Origin of the sequence: Nocardiopsis sp. Huas11, assembly GCF_003634495.1 — a bacterium.
In the GTDB taxonomy this organism is placed as follows: Bacteria; Actinomycetota; Actinomycetes; order Streptosporangiales; family Streptosporangiaceae; genus Nocardiopsis.
In genome coordinates, this window is the sequence record NZ_RBKY01000001.1 from 5,536,554 (window position 1) to 5,554,340 (window position 17,787).

At 73.0% G+C, this 17,787-nt stretch carries 17 protein-coding genes; 10 read left to right on the plus strand and 7 right to left on the minus strand.

All coding sequences use genetic code 11. The annotated features are described in order from the left end of the window. Window positions 1-51: 51 nt before the first annotated feature. Both DFP74_RS25065 and DFP74_RS25070 read left to right on the plus strand, forming a co-directional pair. Complete coding sequence (locus tag DFP74_RS25065; protein ID WP_121185320.1) at window positions 52-1,449, plus strand: amidohydrolase family protein; 1,398 nt, start codon at window positions 52-54, stop codon at window positions 1,447-1,449. Continuing rightward, the gene (locus tag DFP74_RS25070; RefSeq protein WP_121185322.1) at window positions 1,446-2,156 is read left to right on the plus strand and encodes a sulfite exporter TauE/SafE family protein; all 711 of its coding nucleotides are present in this window, start codon (window positions 1,446-1,448) and stop codon (window positions 2,154-2,156) included. Before DFP74_RS25065 ends, DFP74_RS25070 begins: the two co-directional genes overlap by 4 nt. Here the strand turns inward: DFP74_RS25070 and DFP74_RS25075 are convergent. The 6 genes from DFP74_RS25075 to DFP74_RS25100 form a co-directional block, all read right to left on the minus strand. Further along, window positions 2,140-3,180, minus strand: coding sequence for a LacI family DNA-binding transcriptional regulator (locus tag DFP74_RS25075; RefSeq protein ID WP_121185324.1), 1,041 nt, complete (start codon window positions 3,178-3,180; stop codon window positions 2,140-2,142). The two genes, DFP74_RS25070 and DFP74_RS25075, sit on opposite strands and share 17 nt — an antisense overlap. Window positions 3,181-3,258: 78 nt before the next feature. Then, complete coding sequence (locus tag DFP74_RS25080) at window positions 3,259-3,771, minus strand: hypothetical protein (RefSeq protein WP_121185326.1); 513 nt, start codon at window positions 3,769-3,771, stop codon at window positions 3,259-3,261. A 65-nt stretch (window positions 3,772-3,836) separates the two neighbouring features. Further along, a complete protein-coding gene (locus DFP74_RS25085) occupies window positions 3,837-4,181 on the minus strand; it encodes a hypothetical protein (RefSeq protein ID WP_121185328.1) in 345 nt (114 codons plus the stop codon). 34 nt (window positions 4,182-4,215) lie between these two features. After that, window positions 4,216-4,872, minus strand: coding sequence for a response regulator transcription factor (locus DFP74_RS25090; protein WP_121185330.1), 657 nt, complete (start codon window positions 4,870-4,872; stop codon window positions 4,216-4,218). After that, entirely contained in the window at window positions 4,869-6,032 is a 1,164-nt protein-coding gene (locus DFP74_RS25095) for a sensor histidine kinase (protein WP_121185332.1), read from the minus strand. Before DFP74_RS25095 ends, DFP74_RS25090 begins: the two co-directional genes overlap by 4 nt. After that, window positions 6,029-6,865, minus strand: a complete 837-nt coding sequence (locus tag DFP74_RS25100; RefSeq protein ID WP_121185334.1) for a CPBP family intramembrane glutamic endopeptidase — start codon at window positions 6,863-6,865, stop codon at window positions 6,029-6,031. The genes DFP74_RS25095 and DFP74_RS25100 overlap by 4 nt, the downstream gene beginning before the upstream one ends. A gap of 338 nt (window positions 6,866-7,203) precedes the next feature. Between DFP74_RS25100 and DFP74_RS25105 the strand changes: the two genes are divergently transcribed. The 3 genes from DFP74_RS25105 (at window position 7,204) to DFP74_RS25115 (ending at window position 10,628) form a co-directional block, all read left to right on the plus strand. Then, window positions 7,204-8,109 (plus strand): alpha/beta fold hydrolase, encoded by a 906-nt coding sequence (locus DFP74_RS25105; protein ID WP_121185336.1) that lies wholly within the window; start codon window positions 7,204-7,206, stop codon window positions 8,107-8,109. Window positions 8,110-8,196: 87 nt separating this feature from the next. Next, window positions 8,197-8,712, plus strand: coding sequence for a metalloregulator ArsR/SmtB family transcription factor (locus tag DFP74_RS25110; RefSeq protein ID WP_199725778.1), 516 nt, complete (start codon window positions 8,197-8,199; stop codon window positions 8,710-8,712). Then, on the plus strand, window positions 8,709-10,628 hold the full coding sequence (locus DFP74_RS25115) for a heavy metal translocating P-type ATPase (protein WP_121185338.1): 1,920 nt from the start codon (window positions 8,709-8,711) through the stop codon (window positions 10,626-10,628). Before DFP74_RS25110 ends, DFP74_RS25115 begins: the two co-directional genes overlap by 4 nt. Window positions 10,629-10,709: 81 nt before the next feature. Here the strand turns inward: DFP74_RS25115 and DFP74_RS25120 are convergent, their stop codons facing one another. After that, window positions 10,710-11,276, minus strand: a complete 567-nt coding sequence (locus DFP74_RS25120; RefSeq protein WP_121185340.1) for a type I-E CRISPR-associated protein Cas6/Cse3/CasE — start codon at window positions 11,274-11,276, stop codon at window positions 10,710-10,712. Between the two features lie 533 nt (window positions 11,277-11,809). On the opposite strand from DFP74_RS25120, the gene DFP74_RS25125 reads away from it, so the two are divergent. From DFP74_RS25125 to DFP74_RS25145, 5 genes are all read left to right on the plus strand, one after another. After that, a complete protein-coding gene (locus DFP74_RS25125) occupies window positions 11,810-13,135 on the plus strand; it encodes an ABC transporter substrate-binding protein (protein WP_121185342.1) in 1,326 nt (441 codons plus the stop codon). A 369-nt stretch (window positions 13,136-13,504) separates the two neighbouring features. Beyond that, window positions 13,505-14,770 carry a threonine ammonia-lyase IlvA gene (gene ilvA / locus DFP74_RS25130; RefSeq protein WP_199725779.1) on the plus strand — a complete coding sequence of 422 codons (1,266 nt, stop codon included), beginning with the start codon at window positions 13,505-13,507 and terminating at the stop codon, window positions 14,768-14,770. A gap of 138 nt (window positions 14,771-14,908) precedes the next feature. Beyond that, the gene (locus DFP74_RS25135; RefSeq protein ID WP_121185346.1) at window positions 14,909-15,328 is read left to right on the plus strand and encodes a YciI family protein; all 420 of its coding nucleotides are present in this window, start codon (window positions 14,909-14,911) and stop codon (window positions 15,326-15,328) included. A 172-nt stretch (window positions 15,329-15,500) separates the two neighbouring features. After that, window positions 15,501-16,019, plus strand: coding sequence for a universal stress protein (locus DFP74_RS25140; RefSeq protein ID WP_121185348.1), 519 nt, complete (start codon window positions 15,501-15,503; stop codon window positions 16,017-16,019). 9 nt (window positions 16,020-16,028) lie between these two features. Continuing rightward, complete coding sequence (locus DFP74_RS25145; protein ID WP_121185350.1) at window positions 16,029-17,618, plus strand: sodium/solute symporter; 1,590 nt, start codon at window positions 16,029-16,031, stop codon at window positions 17,616-17,618. Window positions 17,619-17,787 lie beyond the last annotated feature (169 nt).

A 17,787-nucleotide genomic window follows, 5' to 3' on the forward strand; every position in this document is an offset into this window, starting at 1 on the left:
CGCCCGCACGAACCGACCGAGAACTACGCCCACCGACCCTGAAAAGGAACCATGAGCAAGCCGACCCCGGACCGATTCGACGCCGATCCGTCACTGCTGGTCCCGGAGGTGCTCCTGCTGGCGGACGGCCCCGTCCGCGACCACGCGGTCGTGGTCGCGGACGGGGTGTTCGCCGCCGTCGGACCGGCCGAACGGCTGATCCGCGAGCACCCCCGCCTCACCCCGGTCCGTCTCGACGGCCATCTGCTGATGCCCGGCTTCGTCGACGCGCACCACCACCTGACCCAGTCCTTCGGCTCCTCGCTCGCCTTCGGTGAGCCCTCGGAGATCTTCCGCCGGGTATGGGTGCCGCTCGAAGGCGCGCTGGACGAGGAGAGCGCCTACCTGGCCGCCAAGCTCGCGGCCCTGGAGTCCCTGCGCGGCGGCTTCACCACGGTCGCCGAGGCCGGGACCCGCGCGCCCGTGGACACCGGCGTCATCGGGCGGGCCGCCACCGACGCCGGGATCCGCTGCGTCCTCGGGCAGGTGGTCTGCTCCGATCCCGACACCCCGCCCCAGGCCGCGGCCGACGCGCTGGCCATGGCGGGCCGGCACCTGTCCCGCTACGAGCACCACGACCTCGTCCATCCGTCCCTCGCGCTGCCCACCCCCGAGTCCGCCACCGAGCGGACCCTGCGCTCGACCGCCGACCTGGCCCGCGAGGCGGGCGCGATCGTGCAGATCCACGTGAATGAACACCTCGCGGGTGTGGAGCGCAGCCTCCTCCAGCACGGCATGCGCCCCCTGGAGTACCTGCACTCCGCGGGCGTGCTCGGCCCCTGGCTGCTCGGCGCGCACGCGACCCTGGTCACCCCGCACGAGCTCACCCTGCTGCGCGAGACCGGCGCGGCGATCAGCTACAACCCGGTGGCGAGCGCTTGGAAGGGCAACGCGGTCGCCCCCGCTTCGGCCATGGCCGAGGCGGGGATCAGGTTCGGACTGGGCACCGACGGCACGCGCGGGGACGCGTTCCGCCTGGTGGACGCCGCGGAGACCGCGCAACGGCTGGCCTTCGGCCTGCACACGGGCGACTCCTCCTGCGGGGGCGGCTGGACCTGGCTGGAGCACGCGACGAGCCTGGGCGCGGACGCGGTCGGGCTCGGGGCGCTCACCGGCCGCGTCGCCACGGGACTGGCGGCCGACTTCCTTCTCGTGGATCTGGCGGTGCCCGAGCTGACCCCGTCGTGGGATCTGCCCTGGGAGCTGGTCAGGCTCGTGGGACGCGACCAGATCACCGCCGTGGTCGTCGCCGGGCGACTGCGGCTGTGGCAGGGATGGCCGCTCGACTGGGACGGGCCCGCGCTGGTCGAGACCACGGCGCGGGTGGGTCGTGAGATCGGCGCGCGGGCTCCCGTCACGCGCGCGCACCCCACCTCCATCGAGCACCGGGCCCGGAGCGCGGCGCAGTGAGCCTCGAAGTCCTGGCCCTGGTGGCGGTGGTGGTGGCGGTCGCGGCCTTCGTGCAGGGCAGCAGCGGGCTGGGGTTCGCACTGATCGTCGCCCCGGTGGTGGGCATCGTGGCGCCCGCGACGCTGCCGGTGTTCCTGCTCGCCGTGATGATCCCGCTGAACCTGTACGTGGCCTGGCGGGAGCGTGCGGCGCTGGACCTGCGGGGCGCCGGCTGGATCACCGTCGCCCGGCTGGCCGCCACCCCTGCCGGGCTGCTCCTGCTGATGGCGGTCCCCGACCGCCACCTCGGCCTGCTCGTGGGTGGGGCGACGGTGCTGGCGGCGGCGGTCAGCCTGGTGGCCCCGTCCTTCACACCGGGCCGCGCCGCCTACCTGACGGCGGGCGCGGTCACCGGCCTCACCGAGACGGCGACCGGTGTGGGCGGACCTCCGCTGGCGCTGGTCTACCAGCACCGGCCGCCCGCGGAGCTGCGGGCGACGGTCGCCGTGTGCTTCCTCGCCGGCGAGGTGGCCTCGCTCGCGGCGCTGTTCGCGTTCGGGCAGGCCCGGGCCGACCAGTTGACGCCCGCGCTGCTGGCCGTTCCGGCGGTGGTGGTGGGCGTCTGGCTGAGCAGGCTCACGCACCGCCACCTCAACGCCGCCCGGATGCGGATCACCGTCCTGGTGTTCGCGCTGGTCTCGGGCGGAGTGCTCATGCTCGGGCCGTGACCCGCGCCGACGAGGCTCGGGGGAGGAGGCCGGGGCGGGGTGTGCCGGCCAGGGCCCGGGCGGTGTCACCGCGCAGGTGCTCCAGCAGGAGTTCGACGGCGCCCACGGCCGCCTCGTCCAGGTGCAGGTCCACGGCGGTCAGCGGCGGTTCGCAGGTCCTGGCGCGGATCCCGTCGTAGCGGGTGACCACCATGACGTCGTCGGGCACCCTGCGGCCGCTGGCGGCGATGGCCCGGACCGCTCCGACCGCGAAGGTGTCCACCATCGCGCAGACCGCGTCGATGTCGGGGTCCTGGTCGAGCAGTTCCGCACAGCAGCGGTAGCCGGCCTCCTCGCCGCCCTCCTCGGGCGCGGTCGCGGACAGCACGGGCGTGCCGTGCTCGCGCGCCAGGCGCGCGAAGACCTCGCGTACGTCCACGTAGGTGTGCCGGTCGCCGGTGCCGGTGATGAGGGCGGGGCGGCGGGCGCCCTGTTCGCGCAGGTGCTCCAGCAGCAGTTCGGCGACCGGGCCGCCGTGCAGGTCCACGGAGGGCGCGCGGTCCCCCGCGCCGATCTGGCGGCCCAGCGTCACGTACGGCAGCCCGCGGGTGGTCAGTTCGGCCACGACGGGGTCGTCGCGGTCCGGCTCGACCACGATCGCGCCGTCGATGTCCACCGACTCCAGACCGGACCCGGACTCCACCGGCGGGACGAGGACGAGCGCGTAGCCGTGGTTGAGGGCGCGCTCGGCGGCGGCCGCGGCCACCTCCATGTAGAAGCCCAGCCTGGAGGGTCCGCCGGCCACGGCCAAAGGCATGGACGAGGCGAGCGCGATCGCCTTGGCCTGGCCCCGGCGCAGCCGCTGCGCGCGCAGGTTCGGCCGGTAGCCGAGCTCGGCGGCGACCTCCTTGACGCGCGCACGGGTGCGCGGGTCGACCTTGCCGATGCCGTTGAGCGCGTGGGAGACCGTCGTCCGGGACACACCCGCCGCCCCTGCCACGTCCGCGATGGTCGGGCGCCGGCCGGGGTTGTCGGGGGTGGGCATCGGTGCGGCTCCTCGGGGTTCACGCTGCGGGCGCCACCCATCGTAGTCCGGCCCGTGCGGGCGGCCGGAGCGTGCCCGTCACCGGTCGGAGCCCGGCCGTGCCCACCCGTGCAGCTCGGGTTCCGTGAGCCGGACGACGCGGTCGGCGCGCACGTCGAATCCCAGGACCGGGTGGCCGTGGTCGCCTTCGGGGTCCATCAGAACGGGCTTGCCCAGGCGTCGTCCGATCGCCGCGAAAAACCCGCACAGCACGTTCAGGCGCTCCTGGCCCTGGAGTTCGCGCAGGTCGACGTCGAAGTCGATCTCGTCCGGGGTGTGGAAGCGGAAGATCGCCTCCACTCCGTCGGCCGGCCAGACCCGCAGCTGCGCGCACTCCGCGTCCGCGGGGCGGGACAGCACCTCCTGAGCCTGGGGACGGGTTGTCGGAATCTCCCCCACGGAGTAGCTGTGCCGCCACCCGCGCTCGACGACCAGGTCCAGGAGCGCCTGCCAGTCGCGCACCGTGGTGTCGGGCACCCGCACGTCCGGGAGCGCCCCCATGGTCTCGGGATCGAAGAGGTCCTCGACGTCGTCCCAGAGCAGATCGGCCACCGACTCATCCTGGCAGGCGCGCCGGAAGAGGTGAAGGCGGCGGTGGCACGACCGGGTCCGCGGACTCACAGGTACCAGGCGCCCGCTTCGGTCAGCGTCAGCGTGACCAGGCCGGTCGACTCGTCGGGCCGGAGCCACCTTCGTACGTCCGCGACCGAGGCCGCCACCTGGTGGGACGGGACGGCCTGCGCGCTCTCGGGGCCGCCCGGGCTTCGCACGAGCACGTGGACGTCGACGAAGGCGCGTCGGCTCAGGTTCACGACGGCCTCGCGCAGGAGCGGCACCGCCTCGCGCCGCTCCTCCTCGGATCCATCGTCGGTCCAGGCCGCCGCCAGCTCCCACAGGGCACAGGTGCCGTCGGCCTCCTCGATCACGAACACCTCCACGGACGTGACGCCCTCAACGGCCACGGTCCATCCCCTCCTTTCGCTGCCTGGACGGCGGTCAGGTGACCAGGCCGTGCCGGTAGGCGTAGACCACGGCCTGGACGCGGTCGCGCAGGTCGAGTTTGGTCAGGATGCGCGAGACGAACGTCTTGACGGTCTCGTGGCTGATGACCAGGCTCGCGGCGATCTCGCCGTTGGACAGCCCTTCGGCGATCAGGCGCAGGACCTCCAGCTCGCGCGGGGTGAGCGGGGTGTCGACCTTGGTGTCGGAGGGCCGGATGCGGGCGGCGTACCGCCCCACCAGCCGACGCGTGACCTCGGGGTCCAGCAGCGCCGCGCCGGTGGCCACGGTCCGGATACCGTTCAGCAGCTGATCCGGGGGCGCGTCCTTGAGCAGGAAGCCGCTGGCGCCCGCGCGCAGTGCCTCGTAGACGTACTCGTCGAGGTTGAACGTCGTGACCACGAGGATCTTGACGGGCCGGGCCACCCCGGCCCCCGCCAGGCGCCGGGTCGCCTTGATGCCGTCGAGGACCGGCATGCGCACGTCCATCACCACGACGTCCGGGCGCAGCCGTTCGGCGAGCTCGATCGCGGCCGCGCCGTCAGCGCACTCGCCGACGATCGTGAGGTCGGGTTGGGCGTCGATGATGGTGACCAGGCCCGTGCGGATCAGTACCTGGTCGTCGCAGACCAGGACCCGGATCGGCTCGCTCATGCCGACCCGCCCACCGGTGCGCGTGCCGGGATGCGCGCGTGCACGGTGAAGCCCCCGCCCTCGTCCGGCCCCGCCGCGAAGTCGCCGCCCAGGACCTCCACGCGTTCGCGCAGGCCGATCAGCCCCCGCCCGCCACCGCCGGGAGCGGCATCCGAAGGCCCGGCGCGGTCGGTGCTGACGTTCACGGTGATCTCCTCGGGGCGGTGGCGTACGCGGACGGTCGTGGGGCTGCCGTGCGCGTACTTGAGGGCGTTGGTCAGGGCCTCCTGCACGACGCGGTGCGCCACCAGGTCGGCGCTGCCGCGTGAGGCGGCCGGCGTGCCCTCTTCGGTGAACTCCACCGGCTGCCCCGCCCGGCGGATCTGCTCGACCACGGACAGCAGTGCCTCGTCGGGCCCGGGGACGGGGGTGGCGTGGTCGGGGTTGAGCACGTCGAGCAGGTGGCGCATGTCGGTGATGGCCCGGCGGCCGGTGTCGGTGACGGCGGTCAGGGTCGCGTCGAGCCGCTCGGCGTCGGCGGTCAGGTAGCGCGCCGCTTCGGTCTGCACGACCATCGCGGTGACGTGGTGGGTGACGACGTCGTGGAGTTCGCGGGCGATGCGGGTGCGTTCGGCGGTGCGGGTGGCCTCGGCGACGAGTCGGCGGCGTTCGGCCTCGGTCGCGCGGGTGGCGCGCAGCCACGCCCCGATCCCCCAGGTGAGGGCCAGCGCCGCGTAGAACATCAGGTACTCGCCCAGGGGCTCGCCCGTGGCGACCCGGTCCACCGTGACGGCCAGCGCGACGAAGGCCGCCGAGCCCACCAGCACGGTGGTCCGCCGGTGCCGGGCCTGGTGGGCGCCGGCGCTCAGCAGCGCGATGGGCAGCGCGGTGCCCGCGACCAGGTGGTAGCCGCTGAGCTGGTCGAGGACGAAACCGCACGCCACGAGGGCCAGGACCAGGGCCGGCCACCGCCGCCGCCCGGCCAGGGGCAGGCACTGCAGGGCGGCGGCGAGCAGGCCCAGGGTGTCGAAGGGGCGGTCGGCCACGCCGCCGAACTCGGTCCCGTACCCGTGCTGGGAGGGGACCAGCGAGGCGCCCATCAGCACGAGGGCCAGGGGAAGGTCTCGAACGGTGACGTCGAGCCGCCGCCACAGAGGGGGGAACCGCCGGAGCCAGGTCACCGGGGAAGTCTAGTCCCGTCGGCGGGCCGCGCGACGCGCCGGCGGACGGGAACGATACGGCCGCGGCGGCGGGCGATCCACATGAACACCACGGTGGCGATGACGCAGAACACCACGGAGTACACACTGCCCTCGGGGCCGAAGTCGCCGCCGGTGACCAGGACGTGGCCCGACATGGTGGCGTCCAGCAGACCGGGGGGTGTGCCGCTGCCCGAGACCTCGGTGCCGAAGAGGGCGGATGCGGCCAGGTTCCAGCCGAAGTGCAGACCGATGGGCAGCCAGAGGCTGCGGGTGGCGACGTAGGCGGCGGTGAGCATGCCGCCGGCCTCGATGGCGATGGCGACGGCGCCCCACAGGGTGGCGTGCGGGTTGATCAGGTGCACCAGGCCGAAGGCCAGACCGGTCAGTCCGAGGGAGATCCAGGTGCCGGCGCGCTCCTCGATCACGCGGAACAGCACACCGCGCCACATCACCTCCTCGCCCACCGCGACGGCGGCCATGAAGCCGACCAGGCCCAGGGCGCTCATCGGGGAACCCAGGCCGTGGACCTGGTAGCCGCCGAGGAAGGAGATGTTGACGATGACCAGGGCGAACAGGCCGACACCGAGGAGCGTGCCCCAACCGGTGGCGGCGGTGGCGCCCGTCCAGGCCAGCTCGGTCACGTCGCGCTTCTCGGTACGGCGCACCACCCACCGGTAGACGAACACCGAGGCCACGGCGACCAGGACGCCCAGGATCAGGGAGAGCCAGGCGTTGTCCTGGACCGCCATGAGCCCTTGTCCGCCGAGGAAGGCGACCGCGGCGACGGCCAGGAGTTGCCAGAGAAGTCTCATGGGGGTCCTTCGTTGGTGTGGTGCGGCAGGGGCGCCGCGACTGGTCGAAACGCTACGGACCGGGAGGGTGCGCGGTCGTCACCTCGGGGTGGACACCTGCGCGTAGCTCTGGCGGGGGACACGGGCGGGGCCGCCGCGGCCGGGGGGTCCCCCGCGCGAGCCACACCCGGGTGTCCACTGAGCGGTGATGCCCCGGGGGCTACCGGATCCGTAGCGTTCTGCACGGCGCTGCGCTCGCAGCACACGGGCGACCGCCCCCGCTCCTGTCTCCCTCTCCCCTGGCGGGACCCGGCACGGGCGGTGCCGTCGCCCCCCATCCCGACTCCCCGGAGGCCCCCATGTTCCGCACCATCCGCACGACCGCCGTGACCGCGCTGTGCTGCACCGTGGCCGGCACTTCCCTGGTCGGCTGCGGGGTGGCCTCCGAGGTGCGGTCCGGCCTGGAGTCGGCCGCGGAGGAGGTGATGAACGAGGGACAGCTCTTCACCGGCACGAAGACGCTCAGCGTCGACGGCGGATCCGTGCACGTGTCCTGCTCCGGCGGCCCGGCGGTGGGTCGGCCGGTCATCGTCCTGATGGCCGGGCTGGGCGATGGGCTGGACACCATGGCCGACCTCCAGGAGACCCTGGGCGAGACGGAGCGGGTCTGCTCCTACGACCGGTTCGGTGAGGGCGAGAGCGACCCGCCGGAGGGGCCCCAGAGCATCGCCGACAGCGGGGAGACGCTGACCGCCGTCCTGGACGACATCGCGGGCGAGGGGCCGGTCGTCCTGGCCGGCCACTCGCTCGGCGGGTTGATCGCCGCCCGCTACGCGCCCGACCACCTCGACCAGGTCGCGGGGCTGGTCCTGATGGACGCCACGTCACCGACGATGATGGACGACATCACCGGCGTGATCCCCGAGTCTGCGACCGGCGAGGGCGCTCAGGTGCGGGCGCAGAACCTCGCGGTGTTCCAGGGCGAGAACCCGGAGAACCTCACCATCGAGAGCGACGCGCAGGTCCGCTCCGCCGGCGACATCCCGGTGGAGGTCGTCCAGCACGGTGTTCCGTACCTCGGCGAGATCCCCGAGTACGGCGACGACCTGGAGCGCGTGTGGGCCGAGGGCCAGGAGAGGTGGCTCGCGGTCTCCACCGGCAGCGTGCTCAGCACCGCCGACGAGAGCGGCCACTACATCCACGTCGACCAGCCCGACCTGGCCGTCGGGACCATCGTGCGCGTCATGGACGAGGCCGCCGAATGAGCGCCCGGGTTCGCGGCGGCCACCCACCGTGGCCGCCGCGGACCGGGGACGGTTGCTCCTCGAACTGTGGATGTCTACTATCTGCGTATGAACGCAGATAGCAAGAGATGCGGGCTCGACGAGAACAGCCCCTACGTCGAGTACGCGGTGGAGATCCTCACCCTGCTCGCCGACGCCACGCGGGTCCGCATCATCCTCGCGCTGCGCGGCGGTGAGCTCTCCGTCAACGAGTTGGCCGAACGCCTCGACAAGCCCGGCCCCTCGGTCTCCCAGCACCTGGCCAAGCTCCGGATGGGCCGGGTCGTGGCGTGCCGCAGGGAGGGCAACCGGATGTACTACAGCCTGGCCAACGAGCACGCCCGCCAGCTGGTCGCCGACGCCGTCTACCAGGCCGAACACGCCCTGGAGGTCGAGCCCGCCCACCACCGCGCCCGGGTCGCGCCACCCGGCAGGGCCGTCGGAGGGGCGGCCGCGGCCGAAGCGCCGGGCGGACCGGCCGACGCGGAGGCGACCGCACCGGCGGGCGGACCGGCCGATGTGAGATCCGCCGGATGTCCGGCCGGCGGCCGCGCCACGGGTGCGCCCGAGGGCGACGTCCGATGAGCCCCTCCGCCACCTCCGCCCCCGCGCGCACTCCCTCCGCCCGCGACACGGTGCGGCCGCCCTCCCTCCTGCGGACCGGCCTGCGCCTGGCCGAGGTCCGCTGGGCCCTGGGCGCGCTGCTGCTGTTCCTGGCCGGTTGGGCCGCCCAACTCCTGGGCGCCCCCGCCTGGCTCTGGTGGGGCCTGTTCCTCGCGTGCTACGGCACGGGCGGCTGGGAGCCCGCCCTCGCCGGGCTGCGCGCCGCCCGGGAGCGCACCCTGGACGTGGACCTGCTCATGATCGTGGCCGCGATCGCCGCGGCCTCCATCGGCCAGGTCTTCGACGGCGCCCTGCTCATCGTCATCTTCGCCACGTCCGGCGCCCTGGAGGCCGTGGTCACCCAGCGCACGGCCGACTCCGTCAGCGCGCTGCTCACCCTGGCCCCCGAACGTGCCGTGCGGCTGCGCACCACCCCCGACGGCGAGCACGAGGAGAGCGTCGACACCCGCGAACTCCAGGTCGGCGACACGGTCCTGGTCCGCCCGGGCGAACGCGTGGGCGCCGACGGCACGGTCCTGGACGGCCGCAGCGAGGTCGACCAGCAGGCCATCACCGGGGAGTCGGTCCCGATCCCCCGCGGCGAGGGCGACGAGGTCCTCTCGGGCACCATCAACGGCACCGGGGCCCTGCGCGTGCGCGTGGACCGCCCGGCCGGGGAGTCGGTGATCGCGCGCATCGTCACCCTGGTCGAGGAGGCCTCGGCGACCAAGGCCGAGACACAGCTGTTCATCGAGCGCGTCGAGCAGCGCTACTCCGTGATCGTGGTGGCGGCCACCCTGCTCGTGCTGGCCGTCCCCCTCCTGCTGGGCGAGGACTTCGAGTCGGCGCTGCTGCGCGCGATCGTGTTCATGATCGTGGCCTCCCCGTGTGCGGTGGTCCTGTCGACGATGCCGCCCCTGCTGGCCGCCATCGCCAACGCCGGGCGCCACGGCGTCCTGGTCAAGTCAGCCACCGTGATGGAACAGATCGGCCGGACCGACGTGGTGGCCTTCGACAAGACGGGCACGCTGACGCGGGGCGAGCCCCGGGTCACCGAGGTCCTCCCCGCACCGGGCCGCACGGTGACGGAAGTGTTGGGGCTGGCCGCGGCCGTGGAGCGCTACAGCGAGCACCCGCTGGCCGACGCCATCCGTACCCGCGCCCAGGAGGAGGGCGCCGACGTGCTCGCGGCGCGGGACTTCGCGTCCCTGCCCGGGGTCGGGGTGAGCGCGACCGTGGACGGCGCGCTGGTCCGGGTCGAACGGGCCCCGGCCGAGCCCGGCGGTCCGGCGAGCACGCGGGTCGTCGTCTCCGTGGACGGGCGGACGGCGGGGCGGATCGTCCTCGCCGACGCCCTGCGCGCCGAGGCCGCCGCCACGGTGGCGCAGGTGGGCGCGCTCACCGGCGGACCGGTCCACCTGCTCACCGGGGACAACCCGGCCACCGCGGCCGACATCGCCCGGGCCACGGGCGTCACCGAGGTACGCGCCGACCTCCTGCCCCAGGACAAGGCCGCGGCGGTCAAGGAGATGGAGGACGCGGGAACCCGGGTCCTGCTGGTGGGCGACGGGGTCAACGACGCGCCCGCGATGGCCGCCGCGACCACCGGCGTGGCCATGGGCCGACGCGGGTCGGACCTGGCCCTGGACACCGCCGACGCGATCATCGTGCGCGACGACCTGTCGACCCTGCCCCGGTTGGTCGCCCTGTCCCGGCGGGCGCGGCGGTTCGTCGTCGCCAACCTGTGCGTGGCGGGCACGTTCATCGTGGTGCTGGTGGCCTGGGACCTGGCCGGCACGCTGCCGCTGGCCCTGGCGGTGGCCGGGCACGAGGGTTCGACGGTCGTCGTGGCCCTCAACGGGCTGCGCCTGCTGCGCTCCCGCGCCTGGGACCGGTGACCGGGGGCTCCTCGGCCCGCCGCTCGACCGGCGACGGCGACGGCGACGGCGACAAGGAGTCGGCGGCCGAGGGGCCCGGGTCTACTGGTCGGCCAGCGGGGCGGTGAGCAGGAGACCGGCCCCGGTCGCCGTGCCGGCGCCGATACCGGACAGGCACAGATCCTGGAGGGCGTCGCTGTCACGCACCTCGGCCGTCCCCGTGAAGTGGTAGCGGGCGGGCCTGCCGCCCAGGTGCTTCCACTTCGCCGAGGTCACGCGCACCGCGCTCCCGAACTTGCCGTCGAGCCACTCCTCGAACTCCTCCTCCGGCAGGGGGACGCGCTTGCCGCGCGGGCGCGCGTCCTGCTCGTCGGACTCCGGGGCGCGCTGGCCCGTGGGCGCCGAGATGAGCTCCCACCGGATCGTCTCGCCCTCGGGGTGCAGCGGCATCGGGTGGATCGTGGCCGCGACCGCGCCGGGGACCTTGCCCCAGGCGGGGGCGGTGTCGGAGCTGACCACCAGCGTGGCGGGCGAGGTACGCGCCCACAGGACACGGGCGTCGGACGCGGGGTCGGGGTCGACCGCCCTGCGTACGGCCTTACCCATGGCCGCCCACTGGTCCATGCCGGCACTGCGCTTGGGGTCGAGCTTGATACGGGCCAGGTACAAGGAGTTCCTCTCCGGGGCACGCCCGCCGCGGCGGGGCCCTGCGTTCGGTCACGGGCCGTCGAGGATCCCCTCCGCCCGAGCTGGAGTTCTCACTGTACGAGGCATCGGCCCCTGGTCGGTCGGCCAGAGCCCTCGCCCCACGCCGCGCCCGCGAGGGGGGCTGCGCCGTCGTCCCCTCCGCCGGCGGGGTGCCGCGTGGCGCGCCCCGAGATAGCAAGCGCTTTCCCGATCTGGCGACGAGGCCGGTCGGAGCATGCACCCAGCGCCACGTTCCCGTCGCTCCGAGGCGACGGACGCCACGATTTCGGAAGCGGGCGACGGCGACCTCGACGGCCGACCCGCTCCTCCTTCAACGGCCTCATCTGCGCCGATCCAGGACGCGTCGACGGAATGTGACCATTGACACCCTTTGTGATCCGATGCTAAAAACTGAACACGCCACAGCGTGGATAGCGCTTACCAGCTCGGCGTGAGCTGACTCCGTCCGGTGTTCCCAGCCCACACCAACGCCCTCCCAGGGAGATTGGACCACCATGCGCGTACACCCCGGCAGAGGGGCCCCTCGCACCCGGCGCCGCACCACCCTGCTCACCACCGCCTCCGCGGTCGCGGCTCTGGTGATGGCCGCCACCGCGTGCGGCGGATCGGGCGGCGGCGACGGCGACACGGTCGAACTCCGCTTCTCGTGGTGGGGCTCCGACGAGCGCGCGGCCACCATGCGCGAGGTCATCGAGAACTTCGAGGCCGACAACCCCGACATCAGCATCGCGGGCGAGAGCACCGACTGGTCGGCCTACTGGGACCGGCTGGCGACCAACACCGCCGCGAACGACTCCCCCGACGTCCTCATGCAGGAGGAGCGCTACCTGCGTGAGTACGGCGAGCGGGGAGCGCTGGCCGACCTCGGCGAGCTCGAAGGGCTGGACCTGTCCGGGCTGGACCCGCTGATCGCCGAGAGCGGCGACCTGGACGGCCAGACCTTCGGACTGGCCACCGGCGTCAACGCCTACGCCATCCACGCCGACCCCGAGGCCTTCGCGGCCGCGGGCGTGGAGATGCCCGACGACGAGACCTGGACCTGGGACGACTACGTCGAGATCGCCGCGGAGATCTCCGAGGGCTCCGACGGCGAGTACGTCGGCGCCCAGAGCATGAGCTACAACGAGGCCGGCTTCCAGATCTTCGCCCGCCAGCACGGGGAGAACCTCTACGACGACAACGGTGAGCTCGCCTTCTCCCAGGAGACCCTGGAGGAGTGGTACGCGCTCACCGAGCGGCTGCTGGAGAACGGCGGCCAGCCCAGCGCGGCCGAGAGCGTGGAGATCGAGGCGGGCGGCATCGACCAGTCCGTCGTGGCCACCAACGACGGCGCGATGGCGCACTTCTGGACCAACCAGGTCGGCAACGTCAGCGAGGCGTCGGGCCGCGAGATCGAGCTGCTGCGCTACCCGGGCGAGAGCGAGTTCGACCGGACCGGCACCTACTTCAAGCCGGCCATGTTCTACTCCGTCTCGTCGGGGACCGACCACCCCGAGGAAGCGGCCCGGTTCGTCGACTACATGCTGAACGACCCCGCGGCGTCCGACCTGCTCCTGGCCGACCTGGGACTGCCCGCCAACCTGGAGGTGCGCGAGCACATCATCGACGACCTGCCCGAGGGCGACGCCCGGATGGCGGAGTTCATGACCGGGATCGAGGACTCCATCGTCGACGGCAACCCGCCGCCGCCGATCGGCGCGGGCGAGGTCGTGGACATCACCGACCGCGTCAGCGACGACCTCGGGTTCGGCGAGCTCACCCCGGCCGAGGCCGCCGAGCAGTTCATCGCCGAGGTGGAGTCCGCCACCGGCAGCGGCTGACCCCTCCCCCAGCGGCGGCCCGGGCGCGGGCACTCCTCCTCCCCCGCCCCGGGCCGCCCGCCTGCCGATGGCCGGCCCCACCCCCGTGTCGGCCGCGGGGGCTCGAACGTTCCGGGGTCCGGACCGCTCCTGGCGGCGTCCGCGCGCCCGTGAACCGCGGCCGCCCCCGCCCGGGTCCCCCGGTGGCGCTGTACGGTGGCCAGAGACCCGTCCGCCGCCACATCCACGCGGCGGCGGAGTCGGCCCGCCCCATGTGAGGGCGCCGGGCGCCCGGTCCCGCCCGGCTCCGGCCGCGACCGCGGAGCCGCCCGGCCGCCTTGCGCACTTCTCGTGCGGCCCTCTCGCACCACCAGCCAGGAGACCGAGTCCGTGACGACAAGCCCAGTTCCGACCCCGGTGACCGCCGCCGACGTGGCCGAGGCGGCCGAGCGGCTCGCCGGAGTACTGCCCCCGACGCCCCTACAGCGCAACGAGCGCCTGTCCGAGCGGCACGGGCTCGACGTGTGGCTCAAGCGCGAGGACCTCACCCCGGTGCGCTCCTACAAGGTGCGCGGGGCCTACAACGTCATCAGCCGGCTCCCCGCCGAGCAGCGCGAGCGCGGCGTCGTGTGCGCGAGCGCCGGCAACCACGCGCAGGGCGTGGCCTTCGCGTGCGCCGCGCTCGGTGTCGGGGCCCGCGTGTACCTGCCGCGGACCACCCCGCGCCAGAAGCGCGAGCGGGTGGCACGGCTGGGCGGTCGCCACGTCGAGGTGGTCTCGCACGGCGACACCTACGACGAGGCGGCCGCGGCCGCGCGCGACCACGCGGCCGAGAACGACACGACCCTGATCCCGGCCTTCGACGACCCGCGCACCATCGCCGGCCAGGGGACCGTGATCAGGGAGGCCCTCGACCAGCTCGGGCGCGCCCCGGACGCCGTGGTCGTGCCGGTCGGCGGCGGTGGCCTGCTGGCCGGGACGCTCACCTGGCTCCGGGAGGAGTACCCGGACGTCGTGGTCATCGGCGCGGAGCCCCGGGGCGCCGCGAGCATGGCGCTGGCACTCGCACACGGGCGCCCGGTCGCGCTGGAGGAGGTCGACCCGTTCGTGGACGGCGCCGCCGTCCGCCTGGTCGGCGAGCACACCTTCGCGGTCGCCGACCGGTGGCGTCCCCGTCTGGTCGCCGTCCCCGAGGGGCGGATCTGCGTCGAGATGCTGGACCTGTACCAGAGCGACGGGATCATCAGCGAGCCCGCGGGCGCGCTGGCCCCCGCCGCGCTCGGCCCCGGCCTGGGGCTGCCCGAGGGCGCGACCGTGGTGTGCCTGCTCTCCGGCGGCAACAACGACGTCAGCCGCTACGCCGACATCGTGGAACGGGCGCTGCTGTTCGAGGACCGCAAGCACTACTTCCTCGTCGAGTTCCCGCAGGAGCCGGGCGCCCTGCGCCGCTTCCTCGACGACGTGCTGGGGCCGGACGACGACATCACGCTGTTCGAGTACGTCAAGCGCAGCAACCGCGAGACCGGCCCGGCCCTGGTCGGGGTCGAGCTGGGCGCCCCGGAGGACCTGGAGCCGCTGCTCAAGCGGATGGCGACGGCCCCGCACCGGATCGAACGTGTCTCCCCGGACCACCCGCTGTTCAGCTTCCTGCTCTGAGCGGGGCGGCCCCGCCGAAGGTCGCCGGAAAAAGGCCGGAAAAAGTTCGACCGACGTGTCGATCCCTTCCATGGCCGTTCGACGTAGGGGTGAGAAGGTCCCGCCGAGGGGACCGAGAGACCCGGAAAGGGCAGCCCCATGAAGTTCATGCTGATCATGCGCGCGACCGACGAGGCCTTCGCCACGATGGAGGACACCGACTTCGACGAGATGCTCGAAACCGTCGGCCGCTTCAACGAAGAAATGATCCGGGCCGGTGTGCTGGTCGCCGCGGAAGGGCTCCAGGACGCCGCCGAGGGTGTGGTCGTGGACTACTCCGCCGAACCGCCCGTGGTGATCGACGGGCCCTACGGCGAGACCAAGGAGCTGTTCGGCGGCTTCTACATCATCAACGTGGCGTCCAAGAAGGAGGCCGTGGAGTGGGCCAAGCGGCAGCCCATCACGGGCCCGGGCTTCAAGACGGAGATCCGCCGGGTCAGCACGATCGACGAGTTCCCGCAGGACAACGAGTGGATCAAGAAGGAGCGGGCGTGGCGCGAGGCCACCGGCCAGCTCTGAGCGGGGTTCGCGACGCCGGCTGATCCCACCGGCCGGCCGTGGCCGCCGGCCGGTGGATCGGGTCGGCGCGGACCGTTCGGGCGGGACGGAGCGTCGCTCATGTTCCTCGCGATCCCTCCCGGGTAGCGTGCCAGAGCATCCGGGTGTGACTCCAGGATCGGAGGTTCCCTGCATGGTCTCGTTTCCCACGACCGTCCTCGTCGCGGACGACGGCTCACCGGAGTCCGACCGGGCCGTCGACGCGGCAGCGCAGCTGGTGCGCGCCACGAACTCGTCCCTGTCTCTCGTGCACGTCAGGTCGCTGTCACCGACGGTCATCGGCTTTCCGCCCACACCGGCCTACACCGAACGGCTGCGCGAAGAGGGCCTGGCACTGGTCGAGCGGCGTACCGCCGACCTCTCCGCGGCGGGTGTCGAACTCGAACACGCCGAGGTCCGGCTGGGCAAGCGGATCGAGACGACGGTGACCGGGACCGCCGCGGAGCTGGGCGTCGGCCTGCTGGTCGTGGGCGCCCGCGGCGGGACCCCGGGGCAGCGCTACCTCCTGGGCGACCTGTCCGTGCACCTGGTACGCGAAGCCCGTTGCTCGGTCCTGGTCGTGCACACCGAGGACTACCGGAGCGCGCACCGATCGCCACCGGACGGCCGGCACCAGGACCAGGACCAGGACCAGGAGCCAGAGCACCGATAGGACACGTTCATGCCGGACTTCCACCTGACTCCCCTGGACATGGCGGCCGTCGTGGTGAGCGTGACCGCGGTCGTGGGCATCGCTCTCTGGGTCGGGCGCAAGCAGCAGGGTTCGGAGAGCTTCTTCCTCGCGGGCCGCACGATGGTCTGGCCCGTGGTCGGGTTCTCCCTCTACGCGACCCAGTTCGGAGGCACGCAGTATCTGGGCCTGGCCGGCGCCGGGTTCGAATCGGGCATCTCCGTGTGGAACTACGAGTGGGTCGCCACGCTCGTCCTGCTCGTGTTCGCCCTGCTGATCCTGCCCTTCTACCTCCAGACCAAGATCACGACGGTGCCCGAGTTCCTCGAACGACGCTACGACCGCCGGGCCCGCTACGCCTTCTCCGGGTTCACCGTCGTGACGGCCATGCTGCTCGACAGCGCCGGCGCGATGTTCGCGGGGTCGCTCGTGCTGTCCCTGCTGTTCCCCGAGGTTCCGCTGGGCGTGCACATAGCGATCATCGCCCTGCTCGGCGGAGGTTACGTGCTGGTGGGCGGCCTGAAGTCGGTGATGATCACCGACACCATCCAGGGCGTGGTGCTCTTCAGCGCCGGCGCCGGGCTCTTCATCACGGTCTTCGCCCAGTTCGACTTCGACTGGTCGGTCCTGCCGGAGCTGGCGCCCGAGGGCGGTTTCACGGTCGCGCCCCCGGCCGACGACGACTTCCTGCCCTGGCCGGGTATCTTCACCGGTGCGATCTGGCTGTCGTTCTACGTGTGGGTGACCAACCACATCGTCGTCCAGCGGGTCCTGGCGGCCAAGAACATCGACCACGGCCGCTGGGGTGCGCTGTTCGCCGGCGCCCTGCAGCTTCCCGTACTGGTCCTGCTGATCTTCCCCGGCGTCCTGGGACGCGGCGTCTACGATGCCGACGAGGTGCCCGACAGCGACATGATCTGGCCCGCGCTGATCTTCGACTTCGTGCCCGTGGGCCTGCGCGGCATCATCATCGCCGCACTCCTGTTCGCCCTGATGTCGACGCTGGACTCGGTGCTCAACGGCGCGGCCAGCCTCGTGGTCAACGACTTCATCAAGACGCGCAGGCGGGAGTTCACCGAGCGTCAACTGCTGGCCATCGGGCGGATCCTGGTCGGCGTCTTCCTGGTGGCGGCGTCGCTGTGGGCACCGGTGATCACGACCTTCTCCGGCATCGTGGCCTACTTCCAGTCGTTCCTGGGCTACGTGACCATGCCGCTGGTCGTGGTCCTGCTGGGCGGGCTGTTCTGGAAGCGCGCCTCCGTCCCGGCGGGTATATGGACCCTGAGCGTGGTCCCCTTCGGGCTGCTCGCGTTCTTCCTCACCGAGGTCTTCGGGGTGTTCGACATCCAGTTCCTGTACGCGACCGGCATCATGCTCCTTCTGAGCCTGGCGGTCTTCGTGGCCGTCTCCCTGGCCACCCCGGCCCCGCCGGAGGACAAGGTCTCCGAGATCACCTGGAGCACGGCGACCTGGCGCAAGGGGACCGAGGACCTGGCCGGTACACCGTGGTACAAGAACTACCGCGTGCTCGCGCTGGCCCTCGGCGCGGCCACCGTCTGCGCGGTCGTGCCCTTCATCTGACCAGGGGGCGGATCCCGGGTCCCGCCACGCTCCCGCCGTGCGTGCGCGGGGCCCGCCATGAACGCTCGGGGCCCGCCGAAGGTCCCGGGCGCGGGCGGTCGGCTTGAACCTGACACCGGTGTCACGGCCTAGCGTTCCCCCGTGCCCGGCGCCCCGGCACCGCGGGAGG

Excerpts from the sequence above, each read along its gene's own strand:
- DFP74_RS25090 (WP_121185330.1), bottom strand. The coding sequence starts at position 4,872 with ATGAGCGAGCCGATCCGGGTCCTGGTCTGCGACGACCAGGTACTGATC.
- DFP74_RS25115 (WP_121185338.1), top strand. The coding sequence starts at position 8,709 with ATGAGCCCCTCCGCCACCTCCGCCCCCGCGCGCACTCCCTCCGCCCGC.
- DFP74_RS25135 (WP_121185346.1), top strand. The coding sequence starts at position 14,909 with ATGAAGTTCATGCTGATCATGCGCGCGACCGACGAGGCCTTCGCCACG.
- DFP74_RS25100 (WP_121185334.1), bottom strand. The coding sequence starts at position 6,865 with ATGAGACTTCTCTGGCAACTCCTGGCCGTCGCCGCGGTCGCCTTCCTC.
- DFP74_RS25140 (WP_121185348.1), top strand. The coding sequence starts at position 15,501 with ATGGTCTCGTTTCCCACGACCGTCCTCGTCGCGGACGACGGCTCACCG.
- DFP74_RS25125 (WP_121185342.1), top strand. The coding sequence starts at position 11,810 with ATGCGCGTACACCCCGGCAGAGGGGCCCCTCGCACCCGGCGCCGCACC.
- DFP74_RS25065 (WP_121185320.1), top strand. The coding sequence starts at position 52 with ATGAGCAAGCCGACCCCGGACCGATTCGACGCCGATCCGTCACTGCTG.
- DFP74_RS25110 (WP_199725778.1), top strand. The coding sequence starts at position 8,197 with ATGAACGCAGATAGCAAGAGATGCGGGCTCGACGAGAACAGCCCCTAC.
- DFP74_RS25075 (WP_121185324.1), bottom strand. The coding sequence starts at position 3,180 with ATGCCCACCCCCGACAACCCCGGCCGGCGCCCGACCATCGCGGACGTG.
- DFP74_RS25145 (WP_121185350.1), top strand. The coding sequence starts at position 16,029 with ATGCCGGACTTCCACCTGACTCCCCTGGACATGGCGGCCGTCGTGGTG.
- DFP74_RS25105 (WP_121185336.1), top strand. The coding sequence starts at position 7,204 with ATGTTCCGCACCATCCGCACGACCGCCGTGACCGCGCTGTGCTGCACC.